Origin of the sequence: Dryocola clanedunensis subsp. sulfonylureivorans, assembly GCF_016756775.1 — a bacterium.
In the GTDB taxonomy this organism is placed as follows: Bacteria; Pseudomonadota; Gammaproteobacteria; order Enterobacterales; family Enterobacteriaceae; genus Dryocola; species Dryocola clanedunensis.
Window position 1 is genome coordinate 141,804 of record NZ_JAERMU010000012.1, and the last position, 18,969, is coordinate 160,772.

An 18,969-nucleotide genomic window follows, 5' to 3' on the forward strand; every position below is an offset into this window, starting at 1 on the left:
TAATACATTTAAATTATAAGGTTGTAATAGTCATATTCATGCTGCTTTCCCGAACAATTAGCCGGGAGACAATTTCATACATCTCAATGCTGTCCTGCCCCTCTTTATGATTGACCATCTGAAAGGCCAGGTGGGCAATTTCACCGATCGGCTGCGCAATGCTGGTGATCTTTTTTGTCTGCGCCAGCAGGGTATTATCGAAGCTGGCAATGGCAATATCCTGAGGAACCGCAATGCCTTTCTCTTTCAGGCCATCGATAATATAGCTGGCGGCGACGTCGTTATAAACCCACAGGCAGGAGCAGGCTTTTTTCCGGGCGGATAATTTTTCGATAATTTCGTCAAGAATAGCGATGTGCCCGGAGATTTTTTCCCCTGCCCCCTTTGCTATCCAGAACTGGTTCTCTTTATCGTCGGCTAATCCCCGGCCCGCAATCTTTTTACTCCAGGCGGACACCTTACGGTTATCTACCCCTTCCTGGGCCACAAAGCCAAAGGAGGTGTGCCCGGTCTGGATAAAGTGTTCGGCTATGCTTTCGGCCCCTTTCGCCTGATCGATGGAGACCGAATTAAAAAAGCGGGAAACCTGCGTCACTACCGCCACCGGAATAGCCGTCGCCGTCAGCCACTCTGACAGCCCGGCTTCCGCCTCCGTCGGCACCCACAGCAGGCTGTCGATACCCATGCCAATCAGGGTATGGATAATCTGCTTATCCTGCTGCGGCTGGTTCTGATGCGTCTTGACGATCGCCGATTTGCCAATGTAGCGGGCCTCTTCTTCGAACGTCGCCAGCAGCTCGCAGAAGTGGGGATTCACCAGGTTTGGCACCACCACGCCAATCAGCCCCGAACATTTCCCGCTCAGCTGAAAGGCGCTTTTGCTGGGCACATAGCAGAGATAATCCATGGCGTCCCGCACCGCCTGCCGCGTCTGCGGGATCACGCTGGGATGGTTGTTCAGCACCCGCGATACCGTGGCGGTGGATACGCCGGCTTTCTTTGCTACGTCTTTAATGGATGCCATGATGATAAGGATGTCGTCTGACCGTGCCGACACTATAAAGTGTGATGAAGGTCAAAAATGTTAGCGCGTTCACATGTTGTTTCGTTACATGAAAACCCTGTTCAGCTCTCTCATCCTGCTGTTTTGCGGAGAACTTCAGAACGGCCGCGCACATAGCGCGCGCGGCAACAGATAGCCTAGCGAATTTCATACTTCGGCAGCGGAACCCTTGCCATAAACTGCCTGACGGCATCCCTGTCCGGGACGGCGGCCAGCGCCCCTTTTTGCGTGGTGGCTAACGCTCCGCAGGCGCTGGCCTGCGCTATCGCCTGGTGAAGCTGCGTGAAATCCTGCGCGATGCCTTCCTCTGCAATACTCGCCAGCAGGCCTGCCATGAAGGCATCTCCTGCTCCGGTGGTATCCACGCTGTCCACGGCGTAGCCGCTGAAATGAATCACCCTGTTCTGCCACTGCACCATTGAACCGCGTGCGCCGAAGGTGACGAGCTTCAGGCGGGCGGGAAGCGTCGCTAACGCCGTCATCGCCTGACTGAGATCGTGGGTGCCGGTGAGCCAGTACCACTCCTCTTCGGAGAGCTTGAGAATGTCGGCCTGGGTGGCGAAATGGCGCACGGTAGCCAGCATCGTCTGGCGGTCGGGCCACATCTGCTCGCGCAGATTGACGTCAAAGCTCAGCAGCCCCCCCGCCTGCTTGATGCGGCCAATGGCGCAGGCCAGCGTCTCCCGGCACGTCTCGGCCACCAGCGCCAGCGAGCAAAAGTGCAGAATATCCGCGCCAAACTCGGGCAGGGCTTCCGCCGTCACGAACTGATCGGCGGACGGATTCACTAAAAAGGTAAAGTCGCGCTCGCCGTCCTGGCCCAGCGAAACCAGCACCGTGCTGGTGCGGTGGTCGCAGTCCAGCTGCAGGGACTGCGTGCCTACGTCGTATTCGACGAGCGTGCGCTGTAAAAAGTGGCCGAAAGCGTCGTCGCCCACCCGCCCGATAAACCCGCTCCGGCAGCCAAGCCTGGCGCAGCCTGCCGCAACGTTAACGGGCGCGCCTCCGGCACAGGCGCGATACTGCATGTCGGCAAGCGGCAGAAGGTCTACTACCGCGTCACCCAGTGTCCAGATAGTCATTATTGCTCCTTAAATAAACAGATCGTTTAAAACAGATATTTGAACCGCAGCCGCGCGCCGTATCGCGCCTGATTATCCCCCTGCTGTTCCGCAGAGGAATCGAGCCAGGAAGCGTACGCTCCCAGATAAATATTAAAGTTGCGCATGTCCATTATATTCGGCAGCTGCCAGGAGGTATGAAAGGTGTGAATATCATATTTACCCGGCGCGAGAATGGCGCAGTCGCTTTCACATTCGCTGCTGACGCCGGAGATATTAAAATCATTGATATTGTTGTGCGCGTAGATATAGCCCAGCTCGACGCGGTGCCAGAGCGCGTTAATTCCGGCGCTGAAATCTTTTTCTTCTTCCGCGTCCATATAGGCGGTATTGAGATTAACCACCACCCCGTCAAGGGGATCGTCTTTAAGCGTGTTCCAGCTCATCGTCAGGCCGTAGCCGGTGCGCCCGGACTGGTCGTGCCAGTTGCCCGCGGCATCGTTGTAGCCATAGGCGTTATTGACGAGGTTCGTTTCCATCGCCGCCGCCACGGAATAGCTGCCCTGACGCCAGGCAATGACCGGGCGGACGTAAACCACGTTCTTCTGATTATCCAGCTCGCTGCCGTGATAGCGGCGGTCGACGTACAGCTGGCTGCCGTCTTCCACCAGGGTGTTCAGCTCGAAGTACCAGTTATCCAGCGTCTGGCTGAACAGCAGGTTGCCGCCGCTGTTGCTGCGCCCGCGCGCCTCTTTCATCATGTAGATGTAGCCATAGCCGTCGCTGTAGAGGTCGTTGGCGGTATTGCCGGAGTACTCAATAAAGGTATCCTGATTCAGCGGGAACATGTCGTAGGCCTCGAAGCGCCCGACCTTCACCAGCCAGTTTTCCTGCTGGCCGAAGAAGAAGGCGGCGTCGTCGAGGTTCATCTTGCCTCTCATATCCGCCAGCGGCTGGACGCTGAACCCGGCATACTTACCGTTATCCGCATGCTGGATGCCGTCGAAGCCCAGCAGGATCCGGCCGTTGATATCCCAGCGTTCGCCGCTGCCGGGCGCCCAGTTTTTATCGCTGCTGGTTTTTAGCGACGTCAGGCTTCCCGTGCGGCTGGCCGCATCGAGGTTAAACTCCACGTCGCCGTAGAATTTCAGCTCCGCGTCGTTATTTTTTAATGCCAGCTGCGGAGGACTATTCTGGCTGCTGGCCTCGATTTTATTTTCGTGGGCGGCATCGGGGACATCTTTTAATTGGGCGATTTCCGCCTCGGCCCTGTCGGCCCGCTTTTCAGCCTCCTGCAAACGCTGTTCAAGCAGGACAAAACGTTGTTCGGTAGTTAAAGAAGATTGTGCAAAAACAGAGGCAGAGAATAAACCGGCGCAGGTCGCCAGTCCGATTATTATTTTCATCGAATGAATCCTTGCGAATCTTATTTAAATAATAAGGATGTGACGCCGGGGATAATTCCCCGTGCGTCTTTTATAATTATTCTAAATGCCAGGCTCCGGCTTCCTGCAGGACCGCACTCCCTGACCAGGCAAACAGGCTCAGCTGGCGCGACTGCGGATAGATCCGGCTGCTGAGGCAGGCTTCGCCGTCGTTAACGAAAACCTCCACCGACGAGCTGTCGAAGAAGATCCGCAGCTCAAGCGTGGCGCTTTGCGGCAGCGGAATGCTGCGCTGGCCGCAAAGCCCGTACTGCGGATAGTGCCGCTCCAGCACCAGGCGCTGCGCCTGGCCGTCCACGTACAGCCGCATGCCGTCCTCCAGCGCGAGGCCAAACTGCTCCGCGTCGCTGGCGGCAAGATCCCACTTCAGGATCACTTCCCCGGTGATGCACTCTTCCATCACCCTTTTCGCCTCGTTGCGAAGCTCGCCGACGCGCCAGTCGGTTCTGTTCTGCCGGAGGCTTTCAAGCTCTTTCACCGGCCGCATCTGCAGGCGATTGTCGTCGGTGAGGGTCAGCTCCCTCGGCAGCGTCAGCATGCCCGCCCAGCCGTCCTCCTGCTCCGGCATCGGCGACTCCCACATCGCCATCCAGCCCATCACGATGCGGCGGCCGTCCGGGGCAAGGAAGCTCTGCGGCGCGTAGAAATCATGGCCGCGATCCATTTCCTGGAACGCGCTTTCCTGCCGGAAAGGCTCTCCCGGCTGCCAGCCGCCGACAATGTAGCCGCTCTGGAACAGATTGCGCCGGTCGTAGCCGCTGGCGGCCATGCCCTGAGGCGAGAACATCAGGATTTGCTTGCCGTTCAGCGTAAAGAAGTCCGGGCATTCCCACATAAAGCCCTGGCCTGCCTGCGCCTCGGCCAGCACCCCGCAATCCTGCCATTCACGCAGATCCTCTGAACGATAGAGGCGCACCTGGCCTGTCTCTTCGTCCCGCGCGCCGACCACCATGTACCAGGCGTCCCCTTCCCGCCAGACTTTCGGATCGCGGAAATGGTGCATCCCCGCAGGGGTATCAATGACCTGCCCCTGACGCTGGAACTCCCTGCCGTCGCGGCTGGTTGCCAGGCACTGCACCTGATACAGGTTGTCGTCGCTGGACGGGTCGCCGTGAAACTTGTGCCCGGTATAGATCAGCGCCAGCTCACCGTCCTTCACCACGGCGGAGCCGGAGAAGCAGCCGTCCTTATCCTCCGGCCCTTCGGGGGCCAGCGCGATGGGCAGATGTTCCCAGTGGAGCAGATCCCGGCTGCGGGCGTGGCCCCAGTGCATTGGCCCCCATTTTGTGGACCAGGGGTGGTGCTGGTAAAACGCGTGATACCAGCCGTCGAACCATACCAGGCCGTTTGGATCGTTCATCCAGCCCGCGCGCGGCGACAGATGATAATGGGGGTACCAGCGCAGGTTGAGCTGGTCACGCTTCTGGCTAAGGGCCAGTTCGGCTTTCTCAATTAATGACGTCATAAAAATTCACTCTTTGATTCAAAGGGCGGAGGGTTGAGACAGCAATCCTTCCGATGAAGACTTATTGCCGCGTAAAAGGAAGATCGAAATAAAAGTCGTGCAAAACACCATCAGCCCCATGATTAAGTAGGACTCGGCGAAGCCATATTTTTCGTAGCTATACCCGGCCAGCGGCGACAGCACGGCGGCGATGACGGAGCTGGTGCAGGCAAATCCCACCAGGTAGAGCGTGGAAGAGAGGCGCTTATCGAAATTGAGGCTGTTGTACTTAAAGATGGCGACCAGCAGGATCGGCAGCTCCACGGCGTGCAGCAGCTTGGTAATGGAGATGAGCACCGGCCCTTCCACCAGGCCCGAGGCGATCATGCGCAGGGCCATCGCCATCCCGGCGAAGATAAGCCCGTTTTTTGCCCCGATGCGGTTGACCAGCCAGGGCGCGCAGAACATCCCCGCCGCTTCAAGAAACACCTGGAACGAATTGAGATAGCCGTACATCGCGTTGCCTTCGTGCAGGGTGGCAAACTGCGAGGCGAAATAAACCGGGAACTGCTGGTCGTAGACGCCGTAGATACAGGTGCCGATGACAAAGAAGACCAGCGCCCGGAAGCGCGGCAGCGTCACCAGCCGCAGCGCGTCCGCGAGCGTCACCTTCCCGGCCCCTACCTCCACCTTTTCAAGGCTTGCGGCGGTATTCACTTTCAGCTGCATCAGCAGGAAGAAGAACACCAGGCCCGAGCACGACGCGACGAGAAAGTTAAGCTTCGGGTTGATATTAAAAAGCAGCCCGGCAAAGAAAGTGGCGACGGCCCAGCCCAGCGACCCCCACATGCGTGCCCGGCCAAATTCAAAGGTGCTCTGGCGCGCCACCCGCTCGGTGTAGGACTCCAGCACGCCGATGCCGCCGTTAAAGGTCAGCCCCACGAACAGGCCGCCAAATACGCTGCCCAGCAGGATATTAATTTGCAGCAGGTAGCCAAACAGCAGATAGGCCGGGCCGGACAAAATAAGCAGCGCGGTCATATACCACAGCAGGTTTTTTTTCAGCCCCAGCCGGTCCTGAATAAAGCCGTAGCAGACCTGGGCGCAGAGCGCTGAAACCGAAAGCACGGAGAAAATGATGCCGGTATCCGCGGCCTTTAGCCCCACTTCCTGATGAAGCCAGATAGAAAGCAGCGAGCTGGACGAGGACCAGCTGACGAAAAAGAAGAACAGCAGCGCGCTCAGTAAGGGGTAGCTGCGGGAGTGATGTCTTTTCATCAATACGATCTCATGGAGGGACAGTGGCAAAAATGATAACGTTAACATTGTCGATTCTTCCCGCGCTTTTGTGACGAGATATGATGTTAATCACAAAAGTTAACGTTAACATAACAGGTGTGAGATCGGGATCAACTTTTCATGCCGCTTTTGGGCGACCGCGATCCACAAAATCGTGCGCGATCTTTTACTTCCCCGCCCGAGTTGTATAGCCTGACGCATACGGCTCAAAGCGTGTTTTTTCCCTTATTAAGACAGGAACTTATGGCGTCGTTAAAAGATGTGGCAAAGCTGGCAAACGTGTCGTTGATGACGGTCTCCCGGGCGTTAAACAATCCGGAACGGCTCAGGCCCGACACGCTAAGCCGCGTGCAGGCGGCAATCAGCCAGCTGAATTATGTCCCCGACCTGTCCGCGAAAAGGATCCGTGGCGCGCGCGCCACGCCGAACACCCTCGGCGTGCTGGCCCTTGATACCGTCACTACGCCCTTCTCGGTGGAAATCACCTTATCCATTGAAGAGACGGCCCGCGCCCACGGCTGGAACAGCTTCGTGGTCAATATGTTTTCGGACGACAGCCCGGAAACCACGGTGGATTTGCTGCTTTCCCACCGCCCCGGCGGCATAATTTATACGACCATGGGGCTGCGGCAGGTGCCCGTACCGGCGAAATTATTAACGCTCCCCTGCGTGCTGGCGAACTGCGAAAGCCTGCACGACCCGGTCGCCAGCTACATTCCCGACGACGAGCAGGGGCAGTATGAAGGGGTTAAAGCGCTGCTGGGGGCCGGTTTCCGGCATCCGCTGTGCCTGCACCTCCCGGCCAGGCATCTGGCAGCCGTTCGCCGCCGACGGGGCCTGGAGCGGGCCTGCCGGGAAGCGGGCGTCGATCCAGATACCCTGCAACACTACTATATGGAGTTCGGCGACGAACACTACCGTGACATCCCCGGCATGGTCGAAGCCCACATGCGCGGCGGCAAGCCGCAGTTCGACTCCGTGGTCTGCGGCAACGACCGCATTGCGTTTCTGGTCTATCAGGTGCTGCTCTCCCGTGGCGTGAGGATCCCTCAGGACGTCGCGGTGCTGGGCTATGACAATATGGTGGGCATTGGCGATCTGTTTTTACCGCCTTTATCCACGGTGCAGCTGCCCCATTACGACATTGGCCGCCTGAGCGCGCTGCATATTATTAACGGCGACAGCCACCGCGACACCGTCCGCGTCAACAGCCCCTTTTTGCAGCGGGACTCAATGTAAGCAAAGCGGGCATCCCTGCTCGCCCCTGCGGACCAGCGTCAGGCTTTGGCCTCTGAAGCCTCCGTCATGCTGACGGCCACCGGCGTCCGGGCCACCGGCACCTGCGGCTTACGGTATTTATCCAGCAGGTGAATTTGCACCCTGCGCAGCATATCGCCGTTCAGCTTGTACAGCCTGAAGTAGAGCAGCAGGGTTATCAGGAAGAACAGGGCTGGCAGCGCAATCATGATGAACTGCATCCCCACTATCGTCCCGGCTGCCTGGGTGACGTTCGGCACGTAGCCGATGATGCCGAGCACCAGCGCCATAAAGAACGCCGCAAACGCCGAGCCCCCCTTCACCACCAGCGTCTGCACCGAATAGGCAATGCTTTCGCAGCGCACGCTGAGCTTGTACTCGCCGTAATCCACGGTGTCGGCCACCATAATCACCTGCAAAACCCAGAACAGCGCGGTGCCCACGTTCAGCAGCACCCCGGCAAGGGAAATCAGCCAGACGTTGTGATACCCCGCCAGCGCTATCCCAAGCAGCACCCCGCCTCCCAGAATCGGCAGCACTGACGCACCCGCCCACAGCATACGACGCGAAAACGTTTTGACCAGGCGAGGGAAAAGAATCAGCGTTAACAGGTTTGCCGCCCCGGCGTAGGACATGTAATACGGGAAGAGATCGGCATCGCCAATCACGTAGGTGAAATAGTAGATCGCGAAGCCGGAGATAATATTCGAGGCGATGTTATAGGCCAGCGCCATGCCAAGCAGGCAGGAGAGCTGGTCGTTTTTATAGATAAGGGCGACGATGGCTTTCAGGGACAGGCGGCTGCTGTCTGCGGTAGCCTCATTCCCGGAGGAGTAGACCTCCTTCACGTTGCGCAGGGTGATAATCGTCGAGGCGATGAAAAAGGCGATCAGGATCAGGGTGAACATCTGAAAGCCGAAGCCACGATCGCCCCCGCCGACGTAGTTCACAAAGGGTAACGTCACCCCGGCGGTGATAAACCCCGACAGGCTGGCGAAGAATCGCGGGAACGGCACCAGCTGCTCTCGCTCGCGCTTATCCAGGGTGATCGTCGGCACCATCGACCAGAACGGGATATCCATAATGGTGTAGGTCATGCCCCATAAAATGTAGGTCACGCAGACAAACACCACCTGGGTCGTCCCTTCAAACAGGTGAGCGCTGAACAGTAAAAACAGCACGACAGAGTTAGCAATGGTGCCCACCAGGATCCACGGCTTGAACTTTCCCCAGCGCGACCGCGTGCTGTTAACAATCCAGCCCATTATCGGATCGTTAATGGCGTCCCAGATCCTGGCCACTAAAAACAGCGTGCCCACCACGCCCACCGACAGCCCAACGACGTCGGTGTAGTAATACATCAGGTACATGTAGACGATACCGATAGCGAAATCTTTACCAAACGCCCCAAATCCATAGCTGAGTTTTGTTGTAATCGATATGCTCATATAGGGTACAGGGTCGCTGTTGCCAGCGCCCTCCTTCTGTGGTCAGATACGTCAGGTGCCGGGCAGCGCGCCCGGCGTTCGCGGTCAGGCGCGGTGCAGCCACGCCGGTAACCAGCTGCCGTGCGCGGCAATCAGGTCGTCAACCAAAGCATAAATCTCTTCAATGCCCAGCACCGCCGCGGTGTGCGGGTCGAGCATCGCGGCATGATAAACCCGGTCGCGATTTTCGTTCAGAATGGCCTCGGTCAGCAGGGTCTGGACGTTGATATTAGTCTGCATCAGCGCCGCCAGGTGCGACGGCAGCGAGCCGATGCGCGTAGGCTGGATGCCGTTGGCATCCACCAGGCAAGGCACCTCCACGCAGCAGCCCTGCGGCAGGTTTTCAATCAGGCTGTCGTTGCGCACGTTGCCATAAATCACGCTCGGCTCCCCCGTCCACAGCGCATTCATGATGGTGCTGGCGTACTCGCGCGAGGGCTTAATATCGATACGTTCGGCGGTTTTGTACTCCTCCAGCTCTTTGCGCCAGGTGGCGAGCTGCTCGACGCAGCGTTTCGGGTACTCGTCCAGCGGCACCTTATAGCGTTCGATGAGGTCTTCACGTCCAGGCTTGATAAACCACGGCGTGTATTCCGCGAAGTGCTCGGAAGATTCGGTCACGAAGTAACCCAGCTTTTTGAACATTTCATAGCGCACGATGTTTTCGCAGCGTGGATTACCGTGAAGGTTGGGCTTCGGCGCCGTTCCGGCCTCATAGGCTTTCAGCAGGTCGGGATAGATGCTGACATAGTCGCCCTGCGCCGTTTTTTTCTCCAGCGACAGGTAAAACGCCATATGGTTAATACCGGCGCTGCGGTAGCGCAGCGAGCTGGGGTCAATGTCCAGGTCGCGCGCAAGCTCTTCCGCCGTACCCTGCACGGAATGGCACAGCCCCACCTGTTTAATGTGCGGATAGCGCGCGTACATCGCCCAGGTATTCATCGCCATCGGGTTCACGTAGTTAAGCATGGTGGCGTCCGGGCAGACGTCGGTCATGTCTTCACAAATCTGCCATAAATGCGGGATGGTACGCAGGGCGCGCATGATGCCACCCGGGCCGAGCGTGTCGGCAATCGTCTGCTCCAGGCCGTGTCGTTTACACACTTCAAAATCGGTGACCGTACAGGGCTGGTAGCCGCCGATCTGGAACGCCACCACCACGAAATCAGCGTCCCGGAGGGCGCTTTTCTGGTCGGTATGGCAGGTGATTTTGCCGCATGCCCCGGCTGAATCCATCAGCTTGCGCACAACGATGTGCGACTCTTCCAGACGGGTTTCATCGATGTCCATCAGGGCAACGTGGGCTGATTTCAGCGCCGGACGATGAAACACATCGCCGAGGATATTTTTAACAAAAATAGTGGAGCCCGCGCCGATAAACGTAATTTTAGGTGCTGACATGTTCTTTCTCCGTGGCGTAATTGAACACTGTCAGCGTGGCACGCGGGCCGCCGTTTCTCTTCCCCCTTCCCCGCTTAGCATTCCTGAAAACTCAGATTTTTTTGACAACGGATTTCGATCTTAGGTTTCAGGAGTTTTTAGCCAGGAAAGAAGAGAATTAAGGGAAAAGGGTTAATTTCACCCGCTCCGTACGCGCAAAATCTCACCTTCCTCACGGTAAATCCTGCCCCTCTGCGCCACAATTCTGATAATTCAGGAACCGGAGAGAACCATGGACACTATTGCCGCCCCTCTGCCCCCCGACCCGCACATGTGCAGCAGTACGGATAGCGAGACGCGCAGCCCCTTATCGCTCTATTCTGAATACCAGCGCATGGACATCGAGCTGCGCGTGCCGCATTACATGGAGTCCTGCCACTGGCATGGCCAGGTAGAGGTGAACGTGCCGTTCGACGGCGACGTGGAGTATCTGATTAACAACGAGGTCGTGCAGATTAAACAGGGGCATATCACCCTGTTCTGGGCCTGTACGCCCCATCAGCTCACCCGTCCGGGGGAGTGTAAAAACATGGCGATATTCAATCTGCCCATGCACCTGTTTCTCTCCTGGCCGCTGGACAGGCAGCTTATCAACCACGTCACCCACGGCATGGTGATTAAGTCGCTGGCCGCCCAGCAGCTCAGCCCCTTTGAAGTGCGCCGCTGGCAGCAGGAGATCGGCAGCCCCAACGAGCAGGTCCGCCAGCTGGCCATCGACGAAATAGGCCTGATGCTCAAGCGCTTTAGCCTGTCGGGCTGGCAGCCCATCCTGGTAAACAAAACGGCACGCGCACGCAGCAGCGGCAATAACGTTTCGCGCCACGCTCAGTTTTACGTCAGCCAGATGCTGGAGTTTATCGGGGCGAATCACGACCGGGCGCTGACCATTGAAAACGTGGCGGAGCACGTCTCGCTCAACCCCAACTACGCGATGGGGATCTTTCAGCGCGTCATGCAGCTGACCATGAAGCAATACATAACCGCGATGCGGATTAACCACGTGCGGGCGCTGCTGAGCGACACCGACAAGTCCATTCTCGACATCGCCCTCACGGCGGGCTTCCACTCCAGCAGCAGCTTCTACAGCACGTTCAATAAGTATGTTGGCATGTCGCCGCACAGCTATCGCAGGCTCAGGCAGCTGAGAGGGGTGGCAGAGTAGACTTGCCCGCAGCGCATTTTCAAAACGGGAGAAAATAATGAAGGCTATTTAGCTGGCCTGAGGGTTTTGTTCCGGGATTTACCGATAGATTCTCTCGCACTAAGTGATTATTTCATCCTGAGCGGCGACGCGCCCTGACCCAATGCTCAACGGCCATCAGGAGTGGCTTGATGGCCTGGTCGCAGCGGCGATAAAAAAAGATCCTCGCTTTTGCGCATAGCGGCCCAGGCGGCAAACGCCGAGCAGACAAGCAGCCCCAGCCCGAGGGCAAAGGGGCTCCACCAGCCAACGGCGTCGAACAGCAAACCGCCGAGGCCCGCGCCAAGCGTAATGGCCAGCTGGATTGTTGCCACCATCAGGCCGCCGCCCGCCTCCGCATCGTCGGGCAGCGCTTTGCTGAGCCACAGCCCCCATGCCACCGGGGCCGGAGTAGCAACCAGCCCCCAGACCGCCAGCAGCACGCCCGCGGCCAGGGGGGCGGTCCCCCACTCGATCAGCAGCCCGGCGATGGCGGCCATCAGCAGCGGAATGGCAATCAGGTAGGCATAGAGCCTGCGCTGTAATAAATGGCCGATAAGCCAGGTTCCCACCAGCCCGGCTGCGCCCAGCAGCAGCAAAACCACTGACAGCTGCGTGACGCTAAGACGGGTCATCTCCTCCAGAAACGGGCGCAGGTAGGTGAAAACCGCAAACTGCCCCATAAACAAAAACAGAATCCCCGTCATGCCCAGCGCAACCTGGGGAATGCGCAGCAGGCCAAAAGGATTAGCGGCAGCGCGACTGACTCCGTCAGAAGGCAAAGAGGGAATGCTGCGCCACTGCCAGATAAAGGCGATGACCGCCAGCGGCACGACCACGAAAAATGCGCCGCGCCAGCCGATATACTGCCCGAGGTAGCTGCCGAGCGGCGCTGCCACCGTCGCCGCGAGCGCGTTGCCGCCGTTAATCAGCGCCAGCCCTTTCGCCACCGCCCCCGGCGGCACCAGCCGCATCACCGTGGCGGTAGACATCGACCAGAATCCCCCGATAGCCACGCCCAGCAGCGCGCGCCCGGCCATGAACATCGTCCCGTTTGCGGCAAAGGTGACCATCAGCCCTGAAAAGGTGAGCAGCAGCGTAAACCCCAGCAGCACTTTCTTGCGGTCCAGCCGGCCTGTCAGGGGCGCGTTGAGCAGGCTGGCGATCACGGCAAACAGCCCGGAAACGGAGATCGCCTGCCCGGCATGGCCCTGGCTGATGCCAAGATCCAGCGCGACGGGGGTAAGCAGGCTGACGGGCATAAATTCAGAGGCAATCAGCACCACCACGCCCAGCGCCATGGAGAAAACGGCCCCCCATATCGGCCGCCCGTCACGAACTTTCAGGGCTGACGTTTTCACTGCATTCATTGTTTTATCCTCTGCTGAAACGAGGGAAGTATCCTAAAGCAGCTGGAGTATTTTGATTAGCCGAGGTAATTTGGATGTACTTGTGAATTTATTTCAGCAATAAAGAGGCGCTATGAACGATATCCTGGCCTTTCTGGCCGTGGCCAGGGCCCAGAGCTTTACCAAAGCCGCGGCCCAGCTGGGCGTCAGCCCCTCGGCGCTTAGCCATACGCTTCGCAACCTGGAGGCACGCCTGGGGATACGTTTGCTGACACGCACGACCAGGAACGTTGCGCCGACCGAAGCGGGCGAGCAGCTGATGTGCTCGGTTGGCCCTCTTTTCGAGCAGATTGCCAGCGAAATAGAGAAGATTGGCGAGCTGCGGGATAAGCCGGCGGGCACCATCAGGATCACCTGTTCCGACGACGCGGCAGAGCAGCACCTGCGCCCCGTCCTTGCGGATTTCTTTAAAACCTATCCCGACATCAACGTTGAGATCTGTATCGACTACGGCTTCACCAATATCGTGCAGGAGCGTTTTGACGCGGGGATCCGGCTGGGGGAATCGGTCAGCCAGGATATGATTGCCGTGCGGCTGGGGCCAGACTGGCGCCTTTGCGTAGTCGGTTCTCCCGCTTATTTCGCGAGCCGCCCGATACCCGCAGATCCACGAGAATTAACGGACCATAACTGCATCAATATCCGCCACTCCATCAACGGCGGCGTTTACGTCTGGGAGTTTGAAAATAAGGGACGCAAGGTCAACGTGCGGGTCAGCGGGCAGCTAACCGCCAACAGCAATATCCCTATCCTCAACGGCGCGCTGGACGGGATCGGGCTGGCTTATATCCCGGACTTTATGGCGCAGCCGTATATCGAAGACGGAAGGCTGGTAGAGGTGCTGGCCGACTGGAGCCCCTACTTTGATGGATTTCATCTTTATTACCCCAACAGGCGTAATACCACCCCGGCCTTTGCGGCGTTTGTTGAGGCGGTCAGGTATAAAGGTAAATAAGCCGGGAAAACAACTGCTCAGGGCGCAGGCTGTCGGGCCACAATCCCCGCATACTCCCTGCGATCGGGCTCGCTGAAGCCTGCGATAAATAACGCCTCGCGCACCGCCTGACAGGCCGGGTCCGTAACCAGCCTGTGCAGCGCCCTTCTCAGGGCAGCCAGATCTTCTGGCGTCGTTCGGGAAGATGTGATTAGCGGCAGTCCCGGCGTCAGCGGCGTTTGCCCAATGACGATAAGATTTTGCAGCGCATCCGGCTCATGGCGCATGAACAGCGCCCAGCTGACGCAGTCGATAGCGGCCAGATCCGCTGAATCCTGCTGCAGCGCCGCCAAAGACTGCCGGTGACTGCCGCTGAAGGTAACGTCTGAAAAGAAACGGCCCCGGCGTGCAAGCGGCGCAACCGCGTTTTGCAGGGCGTTGAACCCGGACTGGGAGTCGGCAGAGTTGCAGACGGCCCGGCGGCCAAAAAAATCTTCGGGCGTGCTTTGCGCATCTTCAAGCCGGGCCACCAGGAAACTGCTGTAGCGGTATTCATCGCACCCCGGTACGTCATAATGAAAAGCCCCCACCAGCTGCACGTCCGGCAGCTGCGTCGCCAGCGGGTAGCCGCAGGTCTGGCTTAGCAGCAAATTTTCTTCCCGCCAGTGCGACAGCAAATCCGCTTCTGGCCAGGCGATATCCAGCCCGTCCGCATCCAGCCCCTCCTCCACCAGCAGGGGGATAAGCGCGGACCAGAGCGCCTGGGTGTCCGCACGGCGAACGTCGTACATCGGAAGTGAAACCATTTTATTCATGCTGCGTGATTACCCTGTTTTCGACCGCTGCCGAGGGATGCTGCTCAACGTCCAGCGGCCTGACAAAAAACTGCCGCAGCCACTGCCCGTAGCCCTTAACCACAAACCCCTGGTTACGCTGCCGGTAGTCCTCTTTATAAAGAAGATAGATTTTGCGCAGCCCGTACCACGGCACCCCAGGGAGATCGTGGTGCACTGAATGATAGTTAAGATTCAGGAAAAGCAGGCGCCAGGGCAGCGAAGCTTCGTTAATAACGGAGCGCGCCAGCGGATCGTCTGCCGCCCGGTGCTCAAAGAAGGAGCGGATTTTAGTCAGGGCCAGCGCGGGATAGCTGACCGCCAGCAGGTAGTACCAGACCGGGAAATCATAATGTGCCATAAGAGCAAAGACCCCGGCCAGCAGCACGCCGTGGACGATCCACATCACCATAGCCGCCCCTTTTTGCTCCCGAAATGCGCGAATCATTGTCACCAGGGTTTGCAGGATATCCATAGCGGGTGCCAGCAGCAGCCGCCCGGCAAAAGTATTGCGCAGACGCACCAACCGTCGCTGCCAGCCGCTGAAGCCCTGCCATTTTCGGACGGAAAAATAGTACGTTTCAGGATCTTCATCCGGCATCGTCAGGGCGTCATTCTGATGGTGAACGAGGTGCAAATCCCGGTACAGGGCGAAGGGGTACCACACCGCCAGCGGCGCTATCCCCAGCAGATGGTTAACCGCAGGCCAGCGCGTCGGGTGCCCGTGGATGAGCTCATGCTGCACGGACAGGTACCAGGTCGTAAACCAGATCAGCAGCAGCGTTGCGGGAAAAAGCCCCAGCGCCTGCCAGTTCGCCAGCGTCAGGAACCAGCCGCCGTAAACCGTGGCGATCAGCAGCCAGGTCGGCAGTTCGCTGCGCCACAGCCAGCTGCGGTTTAACTGACGGACAACCTCGCGCTGCTTCGCGTCCAGATATGCTGCATTGCTCCCACCCATAGTCCTGTTCCCCACAGCCCTTCCTTATGATTTATGTTATTGAAGATGTGGGATAAATGTGGCTGAGACAACGAATAAGATCGGCTAACGATTGCCGAAAATTAGCTATGCGCTGCGTAAAAGATCGTCCTTGCCGACCTTGATTTTGAGCAGCCGCTCAAGTACCCTGCCAGACTTGAGCGGTTGCTCAAACAGCAATTTTCCCTTTCGCTTACCGAGGCTTTTTTATGTTCGTCCAAAATCGCTGGCTAATCCTGGCGATCGTTACCAGCACGCTTTTTTTGATCATCATCGACATGACCGTCCTGTATACGGCCCTGCCGCGCCTCACCCAGGCGCTGGACGCCACCGCATCTGAAAAACTGTGGATCGTGAATGCCTATCCGCTGGTGGTTGCCGGGCTGCTGCCGGGAGCGGGTATGCTGAGCGACCGCTTCGGCCATAAGCTGATGTTTATGTCCGGCCTGCCCGTGTTCGCGCTGGCATCGCTTTGCGCCGCCTGGTCCCCGACGGCCGAGCTGCTGATCGCCTCGCGGGTCTTTCTGGCCCTTGGCGCAACCATGATGATGCCCGCCACGCTGGCGATCGTGCGCCAGGTCTTTACCGATGAGCGTGAAAGAGCGCTGGCTATCGGTATCTGGGCGGCGGTTGCCTCCGCAGCCGCAGCGCTTGGTCCCGTTGTTGGCGGCGTTTTACTCGAGTATTTCTGGTGGGGATCCGTATTTCTGATCAACGTTCCCATCGTCCTGACGGTCATGCCATTCGCCTGGCTACTCATTCCTCGCAGCAGGGGGAACGCAGAACGCCCGCTGGACGTTGCGGGCTCGCTACTCATCATGGCCGGGCTGGTTGGCGTGATTTACGCGCTGAAAGAGCTGAGCAAGCTCGATGCTTCCCTGCTGACCATGGCAGGCTCCGCCACCGCGGGCGTGATCTTCCTCGGGCTGTTTGTCCGGCGACAGCAGCGGTCGGCCCAGCCGATGATAGATTTTTCGCTGTTCCGCAATCGTCAGTTTACCAGCGGCGTGTGCGTGGCCGTCGTCTCGATGATCGCCCTGACCGGCGTTGAGCTGGTGCTGACCCAGCGGCTGCAGCTGGTGCTGACCCAGCGGCTGCAGCTGGTGCTGGGCCTGACGCCGCTGATGGCGGGCCTGACGATTTTGCCGATCCCTGTTGCCAGCGCCCTGGCCTCTCCGCTGGCCGGGCTGCTGTTGCCTCGCACGGGTGGTGCGCGAATGATGGTCGCCGGTTTACTGTTGACAGCAGTGGGCCTGCTTTGCCTGCTCCTGACCACCCATAGCGGAGCGATAGCGCAGCTTGTTGCGCTGGCCGTTATTGGGTTGGCCCTGGGGGCGACAATTACCGCGGCCTCGACTTCCATTATGCTTAACGCACCGGAAGAAAAAGCCGGCATGGTTGCCGCTATAGAAGATGTGGCGTGGGAGCTGGGCGGTGTGCTTGGCGTAACGTTGCTCGGCGGTATGATGACCGCAGTTTACAGCGCAACGCTCGTTCTGCCAGCGGGACTGGTTAGCGGCAACGCGGCCTACGACAGTCTGGATGAAGCACTGCGCCTTGCCGCCGATCTCGGCCCGGCGCAGGCGACACAGCTGACTGAACTTGCGCAAGGTGCCTTTGAAAACGCCTGGTTCGTTGTTCTCGTTTGCGCAACGGCTCTCACTGCCGTCAGCTGTTTAGCGCTGAAATTGTTACCCCGCCAGCGCTCGTCTCTGTAGTTTCCCCGTAGCCCGCAGAGTGCGGGCTACGGGCCTGGTTTGCGTTAATTTGCAACTCAACGCGACGAAGGACTATCCGTTTGTCGAAGCTGCTGCTCCTTCAGCAACGCAATGTTTCTCCCCTGTCTGAGAGGGAGCTGTCTCAGCGGTTTTCAGCGCGCACCAGGTGGAAAGCACGCCCAGAAGAGAAAAGAGGATGGCCGGCCCGATCCAACCAATCATGCTATATAGCCAGGTAGCAATAAAGGGCAGCAACCCTGCGACAACGGATGCCGCATTATACCCCAAGGAAATACCCGAAGAACGAACATGGGCCGGGAACTGTTCAGAAAACCAGCTTGATTCCACGGCAAAAATGGGGTCGTGGCTCAGTAGCAGAGAGAAGGAAATCGCCACAATCACCAGCATGACAGCGCCAGTATTAATCAACATAAACATCGGGATGCCAAACGCTATAGTGAACAAGGAGCCGATCAGAAAGACGCGGCGTCGGCCCACTCTGTCACTCAGCGCGCCGTAAAGGAGATGGCTGACCAGGCCAAGTGCCGAGCCGATGAGCGTGCCCCATAAGACGTGGCGGGTATCGGTAATATCGGCAAGGACAACATAGGAGAGCATGAAACTAGTGGTAATGTAATAGCCGCCGGTTTCAGCCAGCCGCAGCCCGACAATATTCATAATGGTTCGCCAGTCCCGACGAATCACTTCAAGCGCGGGCTGCTTGACGATACGCTTCTCCGCCTTCACTTTTTCAAATTCCGGCGACTCCGCGACGCTCAGACGAATAAATATGCCGATAGCCACCATGATGAATGAAATCAGAAACGGCATTCGCCATACCCAGTCGCCCTCGAACAGTGCGCCAGAGAGAAGAAAAGCGCCGTTGGCCAGCAGCAGGCCTAGCGGAATACCGAGCTGGGGAACGGCACCGTAAAAACCACGTTTCTTCTCCGGTGCATGTTCAAATGCCATCAGCACCGCACCTCCCCATTCAGCACCAAAACCGATGCCCTGAATCATTCGGAGCAGAATCAATAAAACGGGTGCCAGCAGACCCGCCTGCTCATAAGTCGGCAGCGCGCCTATCAGCACCGTTGCAAGCCCCATCGCCAACAGCGACCAGAACAAGACCGCTTTACGTCCATAACGATCGCCAAAGTGTCCGGCCAGATAACCGCCGACTGGCCGCATCAGAAAGCCCACCGCCAGCGTGGCGAAAGCAGCCATAATACCGACAACAGGCTCCTCGGTATCGAAGAAGACTTTTCCAAACCATGCAGCCGCCGCCGTACCGTAAATAAAGAAATCGTAGCTTTCCACGGCCGAGCCTATCATCGATGCGACGGATACTTTTACAGGATTATTTTTAGTATTAACTGGTACAGAGTGAGTTTTCATGTTTACCCCGTTTCGGTAATTTACC

15 protein-coding genes are annotated in these 18,969 nt (G+C 58.2%); 4 read left to right on the top strand and 11 right to left on the bottom strand.

The window, feature by feature from the left end:
* Window positions 1-13: 13 nt before the first annotated feature.
* From HYQ67_RS14330 to HYQ67_RS14350, 5 genes are all read right to left on the bottom strand, one after another.
* Window positions 14-1,024: a LacI family DNA-binding transcriptional regulator gene (locus HYQ67_RS14330; protein ID WP_202304374.1), complete on the bottom strand. Its 1,011-nt coding sequence runs from the start codon at window positions 1,022-1,024 to the stop codon at window positions 14-16.
* Window positions 1,025-1,200: 176 nt separating this feature from the next.
* Window positions 1,201-2,145 carry a PfkB family carbohydrate kinase gene (locus HYQ67_RS14335; RefSeq protein WP_202304376.1) on the bottom strand — a complete coding sequence of 315 codons (945 nt, stop codon included), beginning with the start codon at window positions 2,143-2,145 and terminating at the stop codon, window positions 1,201-1,203.
* Window positions 2,146-2,171: 26 nt separating this feature from the next.
* Window positions 2,172-3,530, bottom strand: a complete 1,359-nt coding sequence (locus tag HYQ67_RS14340) for a carbohydrate porin (RefSeq protein WP_202304378.1) — start codon at window positions 3,528-3,530, stop codon at window positions 2,172-2,174.
* Window positions 3,531-3,606: 76 nt separating this feature from the next.
* Entirely contained in the window at window positions 3,607-5,034 is a 1,428-nt protein-coding gene (locus tag HYQ67_RS14345; RefSeq protein ID WP_202304380.1) for a glycoside hydrolase family 32 protein, read from the bottom strand.
* A gap of 18 nt (window positions 5,035-5,052) precedes the next feature.
* Complete coding sequence (locus tag HYQ67_RS14350; RefSeq protein ID WP_202304382.1) at window positions 5,053-6,294, bottom strand: MFS transporter; 1,242 nt, start codon at window positions 6,292-6,294, stop codon at window positions 5,053-5,055.
* A gap of 261 nt (window positions 6,295-6,555) precedes the next feature.
* Between HYQ67_RS14350 and HYQ67_RS14355 the strand changes: the two genes are divergently transcribed.
* A complete protein-coding gene (locus HYQ67_RS14355; protein WP_202304384.1) occupies window positions 6,556-7,551 on the top strand; it encodes a LacI family DNA-binding transcriptional regulator in 996 nt (331 codons plus the stop codon).
* A gap of 38 nt (window positions 7,552-7,589) precedes the next feature.
* Here the strand turns inward: HYQ67_RS14355 and melB are convergent, their stop codons facing one another.
* Together melB and HYQ67_RS14365 are read right to left on the bottom strand one after the other, a co-directional pair.
* Window positions 7,590-9,017: a melibiose:sodium transporter MelB gene (melB, locus tag HYQ67_RS14360; protein WP_202304386.1), complete on the bottom strand. Its 1,428-nt coding sequence runs from the start codon at window positions 9,015-9,017 to the stop codon at window positions 7,590-7,592.
* 84 nt (window positions 9,018-9,101) lie between these two features.
* A complete protein-coding gene (locus tag HYQ67_RS14365; RefSeq protein ID WP_202304388.1) occupies window positions 9,102-10,457 on the bottom strand; it encodes an alpha-glucosidase/alpha-galactosidase in 1,356 nt (451 codons plus the stop codon).
* A 271-nt stretch (window positions 10,458-10,728) separates the two neighbouring features.
* On the opposite strand from HYQ67_RS14365, the gene melR reads away from it, so the two are divergent.
* Window positions 10,729-11,658, top strand: a complete 930-nt coding sequence (gene melR / locus HYQ67_RS14370) for a transcriptional regulator MelR (RefSeq protein ID WP_202304390.1) — start codon at window positions 10,729-10,731, stop codon at window positions 11,656-11,658.
* 146 nt (window positions 11,659-11,804) lie between these two features.
* Here melR and HYQ67_RS14375 read toward each other — a convergent pair whose 3' ends face one another.
* Window positions 11,805-13,046: an MFS transporter gene (locus tag HYQ67_RS14375; RefSeq protein WP_202304392.1), complete on the bottom strand. Its 1,242-nt coding sequence runs from the start codon at window positions 13,044-13,046 to the stop codon at window positions 11,805-11,807.
* Window positions 13,047-13,158: 112 nt separating this feature from the next.
* Here HYQ67_RS14375 and HYQ67_RS14380 point away from each other — a divergent pair, with 112 nt between their 5' ends.
* Window positions 13,159-14,040: a LysR family transcriptional regulator gene (locus tag HYQ67_RS14380; protein ID WP_202304394.1), complete on the top strand. Its 882-nt coding sequence runs from the start codon at window positions 13,159-13,161 to the stop codon at window positions 14,038-14,040.
* A 17-nt stretch (window positions 14,041-14,057) separates the two neighbouring features.
* On the opposite strand, the gene HYQ67_RS14385 is transcribed toward HYQ67_RS14380, so the two are convergent.
* Entirely contained in the window at window positions 14,058-14,834 is a 777-nt protein-coding gene (locus HYQ67_RS14385) for a phosphate/phosphite/phosphonate ABC transporter substrate-binding protein (RefSeq protein ID WP_202304396.1), read from the bottom strand.
* On the bottom strand, window positions 14,827-15,810 hold the full coding sequence (locus HYQ67_RS14390) for a fatty acid desaturase (RefSeq protein ID WP_202304398.1): 984 nt from the start codon (window positions 15,808-15,810) through the stop codon (window positions 14,827-14,829). Before HYQ67_RS14390 ends, HYQ67_RS14385 begins: the two co-directional genes overlap by 8 nt.
* Window positions 15,811-16,037: 227 nt before the next feature.
* Between HYQ67_RS14390 and HYQ67_RS14395 the strand changes: the two genes are divergently transcribed.
* Window positions 16,038-17,546 (top strand): MFS transporter, encoded by a 1,509-nt coding sequence (locus tag HYQ67_RS14395; RefSeq protein ID WP_202304400.1) that lies wholly within the window; start codon window positions 16,038-16,040, stop codon window positions 17,544-17,546.
* 72 nt (window positions 17,547-17,618) lie between these two features.
* Here the strand turns inward: HYQ67_RS14395 and HYQ67_RS14400 are convergent, their stop codons facing one another.
* Entirely contained in the window at window positions 17,619-18,944 is a 1,326-nt protein-coding gene (locus HYQ67_RS14400; protein WP_202304402.1) for an MFS transporter, read from the bottom strand.
* Window positions 18,945-18,969 lie beyond the last annotated feature (25 nt).

What these genes read in the sequence shown, in the direction of transcription:
- HYQ67_RS14390 (WP_202304398.1), bottom strand. Translation starts at nt 15,810, where the DNA reads ATGGGTGGGAGCAATGCAGCATATCTGGACGCGAAGCAGCGCGAGGTT.
- HYQ67_RS14330 (WP_202304374.1), bottom strand. Translation starts at nt 1,024, where the DNA reads ATGGCATCCATTAAAGACGTAGCAAAGAAAGCCGGCGTATCCACCGCC.
- HYQ67_RS14385 (WP_202304396.1), bottom strand. Translation starts at nt 14,834, where the DNA reads ATGAATAAAATGGTTTCACTTCCGATGTACGACGTTCGCCGTGCGGAC.
- melB (WP_202304386.1), bottom strand. Translation starts at nt 9,017, where the DNA reads ATGAGCATATCGATTACAACAAAACTCAGCTATGGATTTGGGGCGTTT.
- HYQ67_RS14380 (WP_202304394.1), top strand. Translation starts at nt 13,159, where the DNA reads ATGAACGATATCCTGGCCTTTCTGGCCGTGGCCAGGGCCCAGAGCTTT.
- HYQ67_RS14345 (WP_202304380.1), bottom strand. Translation starts at nt 5,034, where the DNA reads ATGACGTCATTAATTGAGAAAGCCGAACTGGCCCTTAGCCAGAAGCGT.
- HYQ67_RS14355 (WP_202304384.1), top strand. Translation starts at nt 6,556, where the DNA reads ATGGCGTCGTTAAAAGATGTGGCAAAGCTGGCAAACGTGTCGTTGATG.
- HYQ67_RS14365 (WP_202304388.1), bottom strand. Translation starts at nt 10,457, where the DNA reads ATGTCAGCACCTAAAATTACGTTTATCGGCGCGGGCTCCACTATTTTT.
- HYQ67_RS14340 (WP_202304378.1), bottom strand. Translation starts at nt 3,530, where the DNA reads ATGAAAATAATAATCGGACTGGCGACCTGCGCCGGTTTATTCTCTGCC.
- HYQ67_RS14395 (WP_202304400.1), top strand. Translation starts at nt 16,038, where the DNA reads ATGTTCGTCCAAAATCGCTGGCTAATCCTGGCGATCGTTACCAGCACG.
- HYQ67_RS14400 (WP_202304402.1), bottom strand. Translation starts at nt 18,944, where the DNA reads ATGAAAACTCACTCTGTACCAGTTAATACTAAAAATAATCCTGTAAAA.
- HYQ67_RS14335 (WP_202304376.1), bottom strand. Translation starts at nt 2,145, where the DNA reads ATGACTATCTGGACACTGGGTGACGCGGTAGTAGACCTTCTGCCGCTT.
- melR (WP_202304390.1), top strand. Translation starts at nt 10,729, where the DNA reads ATGGACACTATTGCCGCCCCTCTGCCCCCCGACCCGCACATGTGCAGC.
- HYQ67_RS14375 (WP_202304392.1), bottom strand. Translation starts at nt 13,046, where the DNA reads ATGAATGCAGTGAAAACGTCAGCCCTGAAAGTTCGTGACGGGCGGCCG.